The organism is Phycisphaerae bacterium, from assembly GCA_035384605.1.
In the GTDB taxonomy this organism is placed as follows: Bacteria; Planctomycetota; Phycisphaerae; order UBA1845; family PWPN01; genus JAUCQB01.
This window is the reverse complement of sequence record DAOOIV010000064.1, coordinates 17,727-31,181: the sequence shown is the minus strand read 5'-3', so window position 1 is coordinate 31,181 and position 13,455 is coordinate 17,727. Positions and strand designations below refer to the sequence as shown.

12 protein-coding genes are annotated in these 13,455 nt (G+C 61.5%); 5 read left to right on the top strand and 7 right to left on the bottom strand.

What is annotated here, in order from left to right:
- From PLL20_14130 to PLL20_14120, 3 genes are all read right to left on the bottom strand, one after another.
- Positions 1-716 (bottom strand): hypothetical protein (locus PLL20_14130; protein ID HPD31129.1); only part of this gene is annotated, 716 nt, incomplete at its 3' end.
- A gap of 63 nt (positions 717-779) precedes the next feature.
- Positions 780-1,400 (bottom strand): hypothetical protein, encoded by a 621-nt coding sequence (locus PLL20_14125; protein ID HPD31128.1) that lies wholly within the window; start codon positions 1,398-1,400, stop codon positions 780-782.
- An 11-nt stretch (positions 1,401-1,411) separates the two neighbouring features.
- Positions 1,412-2,023 carry a sigma-70 family RNA polymerase sigma factor gene (locus tag PLL20_14120; protein HPD31127.1) on the bottom strand — a complete coding sequence of 204 codons (612 nt, stop codon included), beginning with the start codon at positions 2,021-2,023 and terminating at the stop codon, positions 1,412-1,414.
- A gap of 166 nt (positions 2,024-2,189) precedes the next feature.
- Here PLL20_14120 and panC point away from each other — a divergent pair, with 166 nt between their 5' ends.
- Together panC and PLL20_14110 are read left to right on the top strand one after the other, a co-directional pair.
- On the top strand, positions 2,190-3,038 hold the full coding sequence (gene panC, locus PLL20_14115; protein ID HPD31126.1) for a pantoate--beta-alanine ligase: 849 nt from the start codon (positions 2,190-2,192) through the stop codon (positions 3,036-3,038).
- Positions 3,039-3,125: 87 nt separating this feature from the next.
- Positions 3,126-4,298 carry a prolipoprotein diacylglyceryl transferase gene (locus tag PLL20_14110; GenBank protein ID HPD31125.1) on the top strand — a complete coding sequence of 391 codons (1,173 nt, stop codon included), beginning with the start codon at positions 3,126-3,128 and terminating at the stop codon, positions 4,296-4,298.
- A gap of 107 nt (positions 4,299-4,405) precedes the next feature.
- Here the strand turns inward: PLL20_14110 and PLL20_14105 are convergent, their stop codons facing one another.
- A complete protein-coding gene (locus PLL20_14105; GenBank protein ID HPD31124.1) occupies positions 4,406-5,116 on the bottom strand; it encodes a cytidylate kinase-like family protein in 711 nt (236 codons plus the stop codon).
- A 124-nt stretch (positions 5,117-5,240) separates the two neighbouring features.
- Between PLL20_14105 and PLL20_14100 the strand changes: the two genes are divergently transcribed.
- Positions 5,241-6,020, top strand: a complete 780-nt coding sequence (locus tag PLL20_14100; protein HPD31123.1) for a prolyl oligopeptidase family serine peptidase — start codon at positions 5,241-5,243, stop codon at positions 6,018-6,020.
- 113 nt (positions 6,021-6,133) lie between these two features.
- Here PLL20_14100 and PLL20_14095 read toward each other — a convergent pair whose 3' ends face one another.
- Positions 6,134-6,724: a hypothetical protein gene (locus PLL20_14095; protein ID HPD31122.1), complete on the bottom strand. Its 591-nt coding sequence runs from the start codon at positions 6,722-6,724 to the stop codon at positions 6,134-6,136.
- A 102-nt stretch (positions 6,725-6,826) separates the two neighbouring features.
- Complete coding sequence (gene prmC, locus PLL20_14090; protein HPD31121.1) at positions 6,827-7,729, bottom strand: peptide chain release factor N(5)-glutamine methyltransferase; 903 nt, start codon at positions 7,727-7,729, stop codon at positions 6,827-6,829.
- Positions 7,730-7,949: 220 nt separating this feature from the next.
- On the opposite strand from prmC, the gene PLL20_14085 reads away from it, so the two are divergent.
- Both PLL20_14085 and PLL20_14080 read left to right on the top strand, forming a co-directional pair.
- Positions 7,950-8,489 carry a hypothetical protein gene (locus tag PLL20_14085; GenBank protein ID HPD31120.1) on the top strand — a complete coding sequence of 180 codons (540 nt, stop codon included), beginning with the start codon at positions 7,950-7,952 and terminating at the stop codon, positions 8,487-8,489.
- Positions 8,490-8,634: 145 nt separating this feature from the next.
- Positions 8,635-10,194, top strand: coding sequence for an MFS transporter (locus PLL20_14080; protein HPD31119.1), 1,560 nt, complete (start codon positions 8,635-8,637; stop codon positions 10,192-10,194).
- A gap of 175 nt (positions 10,195-10,369) precedes the next feature.
- Here PLL20_14080 and PLL20_14075 read toward each other — a convergent pair whose 3' ends face one another.
- Positions 10,370-13,096: a sodium-translocating pyrophosphatase gene (locus PLL20_14075; protein ID HPD31118.1), complete on the bottom strand. Its 2,727-nt coding sequence runs from the start codon at positions 13,094-13,096 to the stop codon at positions 10,370-10,372.
- Positions 13,097-13,455 lie beyond the last annotated feature (359 nt).

Sequence of the window (13,455 nt, the reverse complement as noted above, 5' to 3'; positions counted from 1 at the left end):
ATAATGGTGATTATTTCCCCGGATGGCGCCCAAGCCCAGCCGCGAGTGTCGCAGGCCAGTTCGAGCACCTCGGCCGCCAGCCCCGGCCCCACCGTGTCGGTTGCCTCGGCCAACCGTTCGCGATTTGCATCCGCGTAGCCCGCTCGAGCATCCTGGAACTGAAACTGCAGCAAGTCGAAAAGCTCACTGCTCCAGGGTGTTGAGTAAAGCTTGTCCAGCGTGGCCAGTTCCTCCCACGTTGCCCGGCGGGCAATCCGCCGAAGCGGTTGGGTCGGCGATATCAAGATCCTGTCAGCCTCCGCCTCAAAGACCAGCCCCAGCGGGCGAAGCATCTCGGCTAGCGATTCCTTCAGCGAGCGATGCTCGATCGTCGCCGACATCAACGTCTTGGAACCGTAAGGGAGTAGATCCAGGGTCCCCGTTTCCATCTCGATCGAGACTTCGGCGGATTGAGCCAGAGACTGCAGGACCTCCAAGATCGGCGCATCGGCCACGTTCAGGTCTACCGGCCGATCCAATGCTTGAATGACCCGGATGGCCGCCTCATCGTCGGCCGGCTGGCTGGTGGGCTGCGAGACGGTCCCGGCGACAATAACCCTCATGGTCGGGCCGTTGACCGGCGCGGCGGCTTCCAGAACCGGAAGACCTGAAACAAGAAGCAGGAGGGGCGAGAAGGTATGCGCAATGAGGCAGTGGAAATGTGTCTTTGGCGGCATCGTGTCTTCCTGTCAGCAAAACGGGTTTAACCTCGGCCAGTGGGTAAGTAGCAGCCGTAGCCGTTACATAGGGGGCAAATCGGCTGCAATGTCGTAATCTGTATTCAGTGGACCGACTTCAGGCAAGGCCGCAGGACCACCGGCCAGCCACCAGGGCTTCTCGTCTTGGATGGCGTCTTCCAGCCAAATCGCTTCGGCCAGGCGCTGCGAACGGGTGAAGTTGACCTCGATTTTCCCCTGAGCTGCCGGAGCGGGCGGTTCCGGCCGGTGAACCACCACCGACAGATTTCCGAATGCCGGCGCACCGCCGTTCTCGGTACCCGGCGCGGGCTTGGTCGGCGGCCTATGCAGAATCACCACCAGAGCAACGGATGCGGCGGCCGCTAGAGGCAGCCCGACGGCCAGCCAGCGGGAAAGCCGGATGATCTGCGGCCGGGCTTTGTACGGGCCGATCCTTGCCACCTCCCGGGTTACGTCGGCGTGAAACGTTGTCCAGTTGACTCGAGGCACATCGGCACGGCGCCGCTTCAGCAGGCTGTCCAGGCGAGTCATAGCCGCCAGGGCCCGACCCAGCTCCGGCTCGTCCTGAATCCGCCGGCGCAGAGTCTCCGCTTCCGCCGGAGACAGATCATTGTCCAACAGCCGACTCAGCAGGAATTCATCATGTTCGCTGATCTGCGGCATTATCATGCTCCTCAGTCGGCAATCATGTCCCCCAGTCGGTCCCGCAACTTCTTACGCGCCTGGAATACGTTCCATTTCACCGTTTCCACGCTGCATTCCAACAATTCGGCGATATCCTTTTGCGCCCAGCCCTCGATGGTAAACAGGATCAGGGCCATGCGCTGCTTTTCGGGCAACGCTTCCAAGGCGGCATCGAGCGCCTGTTGCAACTCGTGACCCTCGGCCTCGCGATCGGGCGTCATCGAGGTAACCGCCGACGCGCCGCGGGTGTCCGCCGCATCCTCGGTACCCCGTTCCTCGTCCAGCGCCACCGTGGTCCGCCGCCGCGATCGACGCGCGTTCAGGGCCAGGTTGGTCACCGCACGCAGCAGCCACGGCCCAAAGCGGGCCGGATCTTTCAATCGATCTAGTGCGCGATAGGCTCGTAAAAAAGCCTCCTGGGCCGTCTCAGCCGCATCTTCACTGTTGCCCAGCAACCGATACGCGGTCGAGACCGCCACCCGTTGGTACGCAGACACCAGCCGTCCGAAAGCGTCAGGGTCCCCAGACAGCGCCGCCCGCACCCACGCAGCATCACGCGTCCCGGTGTCGTCCGTGAAGAGCGGCCGGTCTGGTTGCGTCATAGATATAGACACCGTTGCTCGAAAACGGTTGGATGCGGGAGAATTAACGCGGGTGAACGAGTCTATCGGGCTTGGTACTACCCTGTCAACGCCCGTAAGTCCATAATATCGGGCTGAAGCGGGTGGATGCGACACCGATCGGTGAAAAGGCTTTAGGTGCTTGTCAATGAAAGAGTTAGAGACAGTCTCGCAGGTCCGCGAATACCTTGCTCCCCATCGCAAGGCCGGCAGGCGGATCGGCTTTGTGCCAACGATGGGGGCTCTCCACGAGGGCCATCTGTCCTTGGTGCGGGCTGCCCGTAACGATTGCGATCTGGTAATGGTCTCGATCTTCGTGAATCCGACCCAGTTTGGCCCCGGAGAGGACTATGACAAGTATCCTCGTATGCTCGACGCGGACTTGGTCGCCTGCCGGGCCGCTGGCGTCGACGCCGTCTTCTGCCCGCAGGTATCAGAGGTCTATCCGGCCGGTTCCGCAACCATGGTGACGGTTAAGCGTCTAACCGAGGGCCTATGTGGTGCGCATCGCCCTGGGCATTTCGATGGCGTGACCACCGTCGTGGCCAAGTTATTCAATATCGTCCAGCCCGACGTGGCGTATTTTGGACAGAAGGACGCCCAGCAGGCCATTGTTCTGCGGCGGATGGTCAAAGACCTTCTCTGGCCTATTGAGATGGTCGTGTGCCCGACTGTTCGAGAGCCCGACGGTCTGGCGATGTCGAGCCGAAACGCCTATCTCAGCCCTGCTGAGCGTCGACAGGCTTTGAGCCTCTCGGCAGCCCTTTTCCGGGCCCGCCAGGAGATTCTGGCGGGACAGAAGGATGTGGCCGCTCTCGTCGCCGGCATGCGGCAATACATCGAGTCCGCCGGCCCGTGCAGCATTGATTACATAGAGATTGTCGACGCAGAAGAGTTGACTCCGCTGACCGCCGCGCGCGGGAGATGCCTGTTGGCTCTGGCCGTGCGGATCGGCGGGACGCGGTTGATCGACAATGTCGTTGTGGACGCTGGCTGAGCGGACCGTTAAGATGCCTTGATCCGACGGCCAAGCGGCGCTGCACGCCACTGGCCGCCATGAAATCAACAGCGAGAACCCCTGAATATGTGGCCTACGCTCTTCAAGATCCCCATCATCATGGTGCCGATTCGCAGCTATGGTTTCATGCTCATGGTCGGGTTCCTTGGCGGTACCTGGTGGGCGGCAAGGCGGGCGGCAAGGGTCAAGTGCGACCCCGATATGGTGGTCAACCTCGGATTCATCGCTTTGGTGGCCAGCGTGGTCGGGTCGCGACTGTTCTATGTGATTCACTACTGGGACGAGCACTTCGCGGGTCGGGGTTTGTGGGCCGTCGTGGACATCACCGCCGGCGGCCTCGAGTTCTATGGCGGCTTCGTCGGAGCCCTGATTGCTCTTCTCGTCTACATGAAGATCCGCAGAGTATCCATCCGTCTGTACCTCGACATTGTGACGCCGTCTTTGATGTTCGGCATGGCCATGGCCAGGATCGGGTGTTTCCTGAACGGGTGCTGTTGGGGCGGCCCCTGCCCCGAGCACCTGCCGTGGGCGGTGAGGTTCCCATATGCCAGTCCGGCACTGTACAGGCAGTGGGAGGAACGCCAAGTGACATTGCCCGCCGAACTGATCACCATCAATTCCGCCGGTATTCCCTCACCACTCAACCGTGATCTGCTCAATTTGACCCCTGAGGAGTTGGAGGGGCCGCGCGTTAGGCTTGAACAGGCCGAGTCGGCTCTTAACGAGGCCCAGACTGCGGGAGCCGATGAGCAGACCCTGACCAGGCTGCGCAAGAAAAAAGAAACGCGGGCGAAGGAAAAACAACGAGCGGACAACAACGTGGCAAGTCTGCAAACCCAGTTGAAAAGATATCACCTGACGGCATCGGAATTCGCCGACTTGGCCCGACAGTACGGCAGGACGACGCCTCTCCACCCCGTGCAGCTTTATGCCTCCATCAATGGGCTGCTCCTGGCCGTTTTGCTGAATGAGATCTTCTATCGCCGCAAACGCCACGGCGTCGTTTTTGCCGTTCTCCTGATGCTCTATCCTGCCGCCCGGATCATGGAAGAGATGATCCGCATTGACAATCCGCACGATACCGCCGGCCTGACCATCTCCCAGTTCGTCAGCGTCCTGCTGTTTCTGCTCGGCGTCGGCCTGTATTACGCTCTTAAAAGAATGCCTGAACGTTCGCCTTTGGCCGTCCCCTTCATTCCTCCCACGGAGCTCCCCCCCAAGAAGAAGCGTCGGGGTTAGAACCTTACGGCCAGACGTGTGTGCAGATTGGGCGCGTGTTTCTGGAACGTAGTGTGCTTCGGTTCCGGCTCGCAAAAAGCCGGTTCGCCTTAAGTGAGCCGGTTATCTCAGTGAGCAACGCCTCGCGCCTTCATCGCGCAGACGATCAGGTCCACCACCTGCGACGTGGTGAACCGGTCCACGCGGATTTGCAGATCAAACCGCGTCGCGGTCTGCGGGTCGATGTGGAAGTGGTTTTCAACGAATTCCCGTCGTTCCCGCTCGATGCGTTCGATCTCCCGCCGAGCCTGTTCGCGACTGACGTTGCTGAACCGGACGAAGTTGTCGATGCACCGTTCCATCGGGGCCACGATCTTGACCCGCAAGCCCTTGTCCTGAGGCAGAATCAGGTCGACCGACCGACCGATGTAGATGGCCGGACCCTGCCGCGCCAGCCACAAGACCACCTGCGTCAGACGATGAAAGTAGTCGTTCTTGCGGAATTCCTGCTGGACCAGCGTCCGAAACACGTTTTCGAACCAGTTCAGGTCGCGCTCGTCCATCGAACGGTAGAGAGATTCACGAACATCGTCGTCGCGAGCCATGAGGGTGAGAATCTCGCGGTCGAATACCGGCCAGCCAAGCCGCTCGGACAGCGCCTGAGCAACCTCTCTGCCGCCGGCGCCGCATATGTTGGCGATGGTGACGAAGGGGGCAAATTCCTGACGCTGGGTGACAAACACCTCCGGACGTTGCATCCGCCCAAGCTCCCAGTTCCGCATCTGTTTCTCGATAATCCTTGAGAGGCCCGGCAGTTCTGACATCGGTCTGGTCAGCATGGTTGCACCTCTTCTGGACATTCGCCCGGTCGTGTCCCGGACGTCAGACAACGGACGAGATGGTCTCTCTTCAAGGTACGTCGTTGCCGCACAGGATGCAAGACCCCTGGCAGGCAAGGTCCCAGTGTTTCATCAGATCGAGCTGTCCGCTCGCCTGTGGTCCGCGTATACTGCGCAGGTCGCGACCAATCCGCGGAGTATCGGACCTGTGGAAGGCCGCCGCGCGTATCTGGACGGTTGCAACTGCCAGGAGGCCTCCGGCGTGATCGAGGCCAGGGAATTCGAGCAGCTTCCGACCCGCCCCATTCGGTGGCGATATCTACTGGCCCGGCCGTGTCAGCAGTCGCCCCAGGATCGCTGGCCGCTATTGCTGTTTCTTCACGGGGCCGGCGAACGAGGCGAAGACCTGGCCATGGTGAAGCGCCACGGACCGCTCAAGGTTCTGGAGCAGGGCATGGATCTACCGTTCGTCATCGCCGCCCCCCAGTGCCCGCCCGGCAAGTGGTGGAATAACCACATGCTCATCGAGTTCCTCGACCACCTGCTGGCGACGAACCAGATCGATCCAGATCGCGTGTACCTGACGGGGCTGAGCATGGGCGGTTTCGGGACCTGGAACCTGGCCACCGAGTTTCCGGAACGCTTTGCGGCCATCGCTCCGGTCTGTGGTGGGGGATACTGGTTCCTCGCGGACCAGCTCAGGGACGTTCCGGTATGGGCCTTTCACGGGGCCAGGGATGACGTGATCCCGCTGGAAGAATCGGAGCGAATGATTCGGGCGATTCAGGCCGCCGGGGGCGATGCCCGGCTTACGGTTTACCCGGAGGCCGGGCACGATGCATGGACGCAAACGTACTCCAACCCCGAACTCTACCAGTGGTTCCTCAGCCACCGGCGAACATGAGATGGGAAATAGAGGTGTGTCGCATGAACCCGACGTTTGGTCTCAACTCAACGTGGGCACAAGCAGAGCTGTGATGAATATCAAGGCGGCGACGACGCCCAGCCAGATGCCCTCTATCCCTCTGGGGTGTCGAGCAACTGCCTCAAACGAGGAGCCAGTGCCGGCGGCAGGCGATCCAGCCAATCGCGGTCCAGCAGTCCCACCTCGATCAAATCCCGCAGGTGAGTCCGGTCTTTGTCGCGGAAGGAGGTGAGTTTCATTCGCACGAGTGCGTCGAGCGTGAGCATGCGGAAGTCTGCGGCCTGCTCCGACTCGGTCACGTCAGGGGCGGGCAATGGGTATTCGGGCCGTACTTTCTCCCCGGCGAACACCAGGTGGACGGCGTCCCTCGCTCTGGCATTCTCGCCATCCAGGAACAGATCGACGCCGCCAACGCGGCGGTAGACGAATCCGGCCTGGGCCAGAGCCGCCGTAGCGGCCGGCAGGTCTGCCCTGCGAACCACGATATCGACATCCTGCGTGTTGCGAACGGCGGCTTCATCCACTCGTGAGACCCAGGCGGCCACCGCGTTGCCGTCTGCCACGGCATAGGGCACCCCTTTCCTGTCGAGGGCGCCCGCAGCCCGCAGCAATCGTTCGCGCACTTTCTCCACGGCTCGGATCATCCTTTCCCAAGAGACGTTACCGTACGTGATCGTTGGCATGGGTTCTCAGGCCCATAGCAAATCTCTCCCGATATTCTAACCACCGGCATAGCGAAACAAGAAGGCAGTTTCTGATCCCCGGCCGGTCCAGCGGTCCTTAGCCTACCGCAACTGCAACTCCACCACCCGTTCATGCGGATCGGTCTTGTCGCGATGTGTGCCGATGAAGGTCCACCGGGCGGCGGCCTGGAAGATCTCCTGCACAGCCGCCAACTGGTCATGCCCGATTTCGGCCAGCAGCCTGCCGCCGGGACCCAGCACCGCCGGCGCTTCCGAGGCGAACCGCCGATACATCTCCAAGCCGTCAGAGCATGGGGGCACAAGGGCGACTCTCGGCTCATGGTCGCGGATGTTCGGCGGCAGGTTCGCGTAGACGGCCTCGCTGATATACGGAGGATTGGACACCACGGCATCGAAACCACCTTCGGGGATGCACTCGGCCGGCAAGGCGAATCCATCGGCAACAACCGTCCGGATCCGATCGCTCAGGCCATGATGCTCGATGTTGGCCCGGGCCACGGCCAAGGCCTCCTCGGAGATATCGCTGGCCACCAGCACGGCATTCGGCGCGTACTTGGCGACCGCCACCGCCACACACCCGCTACCCGTGCCCAGGTCAAGGATCCGCCACCGCCGCTCACGGGTCGAGCGGCACAGATCGATCATCCGCTGGGCGAGGGCCTCGGTCTCGGGCCGCGGGATGAGCACCGCCGGACCGACCTGAAACTCCAACGAGAAGAACTCCCGGGAGCCGAGCAGGTAGGCGATCGGCGTATGATCGCCTGCTTGGCGGACCAGTTCGCGAAAAGCCCGTCGCTGATCCTCGCTTGGCTCGCTGTCGTATCGCGTATAGAGGTCGATCTTGCGGCAGTTGAGTGCCCGGGCAAGCAGCAACTCGGCGGCCAAGCGACCCCCTTCAACCTGCTTTTCCCGAAACCACTTGGCGGTCCAGTCCAAGAGCCGGCCTATCGTCCAAACCGTTGGCTGTTCACCCGTGTCTGCCATAGTGGGCACTATACCGGCAGTCAGGCCGAACCGGTATGCCCTGACCTTTGGAGAGCTATGCTTGAATTCCAGTGCGACCCCGGTGACGGTCCTCCGGCATGTCTCGGCTTCGATTTGCTGGGCCCAACCCCGCTTGGATTCCGAAGTAGTAGTAGGTGCCGGACGCCGACTCCACCGGTAGAATAGACAGAGTGTTTCAACACGTACCAGGAGTCCCGCAATGTCTCGTTCCATCATGTTGCCATTGGTCGGTATTCTGGCTCTCGCGGTGGGGTGTGTCTCCGTGAAAACGCCAGATGTTTCCGTCGACGTCATGGATCCAGTGAACGCCTACAAGCGTCACGAATCTTCATCCAAGGAGCCTGAACCCGCGCCGGCCCCGAGACTTCGTTACACGCCGTACGCCGCCACCCTGGAACGTGTGAACCGCCAGCACATCCGGGTAAGCGAGGAGTTCACCAAGCGCGACTGGGAAGACCTGGAGGACGAGGCCCAGGACTGGATGGCCGATGTTCGAGCATTGCTTGGCTATGCGCCGGTGTCGCACAACCCGGAACAATACCGCAATCTGGCCGGCAAGCTGATGGATGCGGTTCACGATGTCAGGACCGCCGCCCGGGCCCACGACGCTGAGAAATGCCGCAAGGCCCTCGATTCGGCCGATTCGATCCTCAATCAGTTCACCAAGACCTTCCCGTTAACGGAGCCCGCCGATAAACCCGTCGAGGCCAAGCCCTCCCGGACCACCAAGGCGCCGTAACCAGGGGTGCCCTTGTCCCGGCATTTCATTTGCCCGGCTGGTCCGTTAGGATTCCGGCGGAGCGCGGAGCGCGCACGCGAAGATCAAGCCGTCCCCAAGCGTAGAGATTGCCGCGCCGCGTGCTGCCGGCCGGGAGCAAAAGACAATGGCTGATACCGCAGTATCCGTCCGGAAGACCCCACTGCGAGATATCCTCGCCTACGCGATGGGCGACGGGGCAAACTCCCTGGTCATGAACACGTTCTACAGCTTCGCGATGCTGTACTACACCAAGGCGATGGGAATGAGCGGTACCAACGCGGGCGTTGCCATGGCGATTACCACCTTGTGGGACGCGATCACCGACCCGCTGATGGGGCACATTACCGACAATACGCGCTCGCGATTCGGCCGGCGGCATCCTTACATGCTGATCGGCGGTTTCGCGATGGTGCTGTGTTTCTACGGCATCTGGGCGGTGCCCATGACCTTCCGAACGCCGCAGCTCCTGTTTTGGTATCTCGTCGTCATGAACGTGTTGCTGCGAACCGCAAGCACGGTGTTTGCCGTGCCCTTCGTCGCGTTGGGCTTCGAGATCTGCACCGACTATAACCAGCGGACCACGCTCCAGAGCGTGCGAGGCGCCGTGAACATGGCGGTCAATCTGACCGGCCCCGCGATACTGGGTTGGGCCGTGTTCCTCCGCGACCGCGACGGGGAGATCGGCAGCGGCGTCACGATTCCCGACAACTTCAAACATATGGGCTTCGCCTTTTCCGCGATCGCCCTGTTTTTCCTGCTATATACGGTGTTTGCGACGCGCAAGTACGCCGTCGACTCTCGCAACAACCCTGAGGTCCGCAGCAATAGGCTTGGCGATATCCTGCGCAATCTGACTGCCGTCCTGCTTGATCCGCTGCCCAGAATGGTGTTCGTCTTCATCGCCGTGCTGTTTATCGCCGTTGTACTGGTTACCTCGTTGCAGATGTTCATCTATGTCGACTTCATGAAGTTCACGGGGGTCGAGAAAACGCTGGTGCACGGCAGCACGATGATTGCCGCCGCCATCGGCGCCATCCTGGCGGCTCCACTCGTTCGACGGCTGGACAAAAAACCGGCCATCTTTGTCCTTCTGGCCGGGGCGTGTTGCGGAAACATCGTCCTCGTGCTGCTGTTTGGCACCGGTCTCGTGCGTCCGGGCAGCACTCCGTTCACCGTTGCAGGCCAGGCCACTTCCGTGGCAACGCTTGTGTTCCTGGTTTTTCATGTGTGCTACCACTTGGGCGCCACCTCGGCCAACACCATCGCCAATTCCATGATGGCCGACGTGTCCGAAATCAACAGGTACTATACCGGAGTCCTGAAGGACGGCAGCTATTCGGCAATGCTGAGCTTCGTGTTGAAGATGTCGATCTCCTTTGGCCAGCTTCTGTGCGGTCTTTGCCTCGATGCGATCGGCTATGACTCGAATGCCGAGCACCAGCCGGTGGAAGTGGCCCGGAGAATGATGTTCGTCGCTTTTGCTGCCGGCTCGCTGATCACTCTCCTGGCTTTGGTCTGGATCGTACGTTATCCGGTGAACCGCAAGTACATGTATGAAATCAAAGCCGCCCTGACAGGGGTGGCACCTCACTGCCGATACTGTGGATACAACCTGACAGGCAACGTGTCCGGCATCTGCCCTGAATGCGGGGCCCCGATCGCAAGCGAGAGCTCGCCGGCGTGACCGACCGGCACGGCCGGCGACGCGCGCTGCGACGTCCATTGAAGCGGGCTCAACCTGTGTGCGATGTTCCGTTCTGACGCGTTGTTGCGCGCGGTGCCGGGTCCCCCAAACGCCCCCGGACGACCCGAGTCATCCGGGGGCGCATGAACAACCATCCGTAAAGTGTCGCATCTGGTCAGTTCAGACCCAGCAGCGCTCCGATCTGCGGAGCAAACTTGACGATCAGCCCGGCGAACACGACCGACACCATGCTCATCAGCTTGATCAGAATGTTCAGGCTCGGACCCGATGTGTCCTTGAACGGATCGCCGACCGTGTCGCCCACGACGGCCGCCTTGTGATCGTCCGAACCCTTGCCGTAGATCGTGGCGTCTGGCTTGCCGGCCGCGACTGCCTGCCTGGCCTTGTTCAGCAGGTCGTCTCTGATGCCGGCCGGCAGCCTCTGTTGCAGTTCCTTATTCTCCAGGACGTCCTTCGCCTTCAACTTGCCGAACGTCTCGATCAGCTTCTTGGCGTTGTCCCACGTCCCACCGGCGTTGGCCATGAAGATTGCCATGGCAAACCCGCACGTCAGACCGCCGGCTAGGAGGCCCATCACGCCCGGCACGCCGAATACCAGGCCGACCGCCACCGGAATAATGATCGCCATGAGGGCCGGCACGATCATTTCCCGCTGGGCACCCGCCGTCGAAATCGCCACGCAGGTGGCGTAATCCGGATACCGCTGCCCTTCGACTTCCACTCGCTTGGGCCAATGATCCGGGTTCTGCACAAACGTTTCATCCTTGCCCTGATTGCGCAAGAACTGGCGGATCTTCTCGAACTGACGACGGCACTCGATCATCATTCGATTGGCGGCCCTTCCGACGGCCTTCATGGTCATCGAACAGAACAGGAACACCAGGAGCACCCCCGCGAACAGACCGCACAGCACCTTCGGGTTCATCAGCGTGACGTTGTAGAACTGCATGTATTGCTCAAGCGAGCATCGTCGGGCGGCCACGAGTTCCAGCGAATGATCGTTCCCTTCGTCGTCTCTTACCACGGCTTTGCGTATGTATCCTTCGGCCTTTGACGCCTGCTTGCCAAGCTTGAGCTTCGTCTCACCCGGCTTGAGGGCACTGATTCCGGTCGCCGGCAGATCGGCAAGATTCAGCACCATGTAAGCCTCAACGTCGCTGTTGCGAACCTTCCCGACCTCGCCGCTCAGGAAGCATGCAAACTTGCCGTGGCCGAGATAAACGGCCTCATCGGGCGCCGGCGCCTGGTAATAGGTCGAGACCATGTCGCGGGCCTCGTAGATCTGTCCGAAGCGGACTTCCTCGACATATGCGGCCAGCAGCGCCAGGGCTGTCAGGGCCGCCGAACCGATCGCAAAGCCCTTGCCGGTCGCGGCAGTGGTGTTGCCCAGCGCGTCGAGGGCGTCGGTGCGCTGCCGCACCTCAGGCTTTTGACCGGTCATCTCGGCGTTGCCGCCGGCGTTGTCTGCAATCGGACCGTAGGCGTCCGTCGCCAGCGTGATGCCCAGCGTCGCCAGCATGCCGACTGCGGCAAACCCGACGCCGTAAAGGCCCAGCATGAACTCATGCCCGCCGCCGGCGAACGTGAAGGCCAGTAGAATCGCCACGATGATGGTCAGAAGCGAGGCCCAGGTGCTCTTCATGCCCTCGGCCAGGCCGCCGATGATGATCGTCGCCGGGCCGGTGACGCCCTGGGCGCTGACTTCACGGGTGGGACTGTAATCGTAGCTGGTGTAGTACTCGGTCGCCTTTCCGATAATCACGCCGGCCAGCAGACCGCTGACCACACTGCCCCAGATGCCGTACCAGCATACCTGGTAACCGTCTGCGGTCGTAGGGAACTCGCGACCCAGCAGCAGGTAGCACACCAAGCCGGCGGCCAGGGCGATGAGAATGCTGCTTCCGTTGATGCCACGGTTCAGGGCCGCCATGAGCACGCCCATGGTGGCCTTTTCTTCCGTCCGAACCAGGTAAATGCCGGCGATCGAGAGAATGATGCCGATACCTGCCAGAACCATCGGCGCGGCCAGGAAGCGGATGGTGGCGTTGGCGCCGTCGGCGGTGACCTCGGAGCCGAACAGGGCCACCGCGGCCGAGACACCCAACGCGGCCGTGGAGAGAATCGAGCCGCAATAGGATTCGTAGAGGTCGGCGCCCATGCCCGCCACGTCACCAACGTTGTCGCCGACGTTGTCGGCAATGGTGGCCGGGTTACGCGGATCGTCTTCGGGAATACCGGCCTCGATCTTGCCGACCAGGTCGGCGCCGACGTCGGCCGCCTTGGTGTAGATACCGCCGCCCACACGAGCAAAGAGCGCCTGTGTCGAAGCACCCATGCCGAACGTGAGCATGATGACGGTAATGGTTGACAGGTGGTACTCCTTGCCGATGGCCGGGAACAGCTTGTACAGAACGAGGAACCAGCCGGTGATGTCAATCAGGGCGAAGCCGACGACCACCAGTCCCATGACCGCACCGGCCCGAAAGGCAACCACCAGTCCCTTGTTGAGACTCTCTCGTGCCCCGGCCGCCGTCCGGTTGCTGGCCATTGTGGCGGTTCGCATGCCCAGGTACCCGCACAGGCCGCTGAAGAAGCCGCCGGTCAGAAACGCGAACCAGACGATGGGGTTTTGCACCTTCAGACCATAGGCCATGAATGCCAGAATCGCCGCAAGCACAAGGAATACGATGGTCACGACCTTGTATTGGCGCCTCAGGTAGGCCATGGCGCCTTCACGCACGTGTCCGGCGATCTCGATCATTTCGGCGTCGCCGGGGTTTGCCCTCTTTACTTCGCTGTAAAACTTGCCGGCGAAGATCAAGGCAATAACCGCGCCGATCGGAGCGATCCACCACCAGACGGGAATGCTCGGCCGAACCATGGGGCCTTCGTCGCCCTCCTGGGCCAGCACGGGCGCAACAACCATGCAGACAAGCCCGATCGCAAACACCCACATCATCCAGCCTCTACGCGAATGCAACGCTGTCATCTTGTCGCTTCTCCTATGGGAAGAGTGTCGTAGAACCATTGACGCTGTCGTTCTTGAACACCTTGCGGTTAGGTGGATTGTCGTCTGAAGCCACTGACGGGGCTCGCCTCGCGCCGCTGCCGAGCCCTTGTCGTCGCTTGCCGCCTCGCAGGCTTCGCACCGCGCCGCGAAGCCGCTCGGCTCAAAAGGAATAATCGGCCCCCATGTCTCACGAGCGTTAGCCCTGCGGGTCTGAAGGGGCCTTTCCAGTG

Bases quoted from the DNA above. Each gene is read 5' to 3' on its own strand.
- PLL20_14110 (HPD31125.1), top strand. From the start codon at position 3,126: ATGTGGCCTACGCTCTTCAAGATCCCCATCATCATGGTGCCGATTCGC.
- panC (HPD31126.1), top strand. From the start codon at position 2,190: ATGAAAGAGTTAGAGACAGTCTCGCAGGTCCGCGAATACCTTGCTCCC.
- PLL20_14095 (HPD31122.1), bottom strand. From the start codon at position 6,724: ATGCCAACGATCACGTACGGTAACGTCTCTTGGGAAAGGATGATCCGA.
- PLL20_14080 (HPD31119.1), top strand. From the start codon at position 8,635: ATGGCTGATACCGCAGTATCCGTCCGGAAGACCCCACTGCGAGATATC.
- PLL20_14085 (HPD31120.1), top strand. From the start codon at position 7,950: ATGTCTCGTTCCATCATGTTGCCATTGGTCGGTATTCTGGCTCTCGCG.
- PLL20_14125 (HPD31128.1), bottom strand. From the start codon at position 1,400: ATGCCGCAGATCAGCGAACATGATGAATTCCTGCTGAGTCGGCTGTTG.
- PLL20_14105 (HPD31124.1), bottom strand. From the start codon at position 5,116: ATGCTGACCAGACCGATGTCAGAACTGCCGGGCCTCTCAAGGATTATC.
- prmC (HPD31121.1), bottom strand. From the start codon at position 7,729: ATGGCAGACACGGGTGAACAGCCAACGGTTTGGACGATAGGCCGGCTC.
- PLL20_14120 (HPD31127.1), bottom strand. From the start codon at position 2,023: ATGACGCAACCAGACCGGCCGCTCTTCACGGACGACACCGGGACGCGT.
- PLL20_14075 (HPD31118.1), bottom strand. From the start codon at position 13,096: ATGGTTCGGCCGAGCATTCCCGTCTGGTGGTGGATCGCTCCGATCGGC.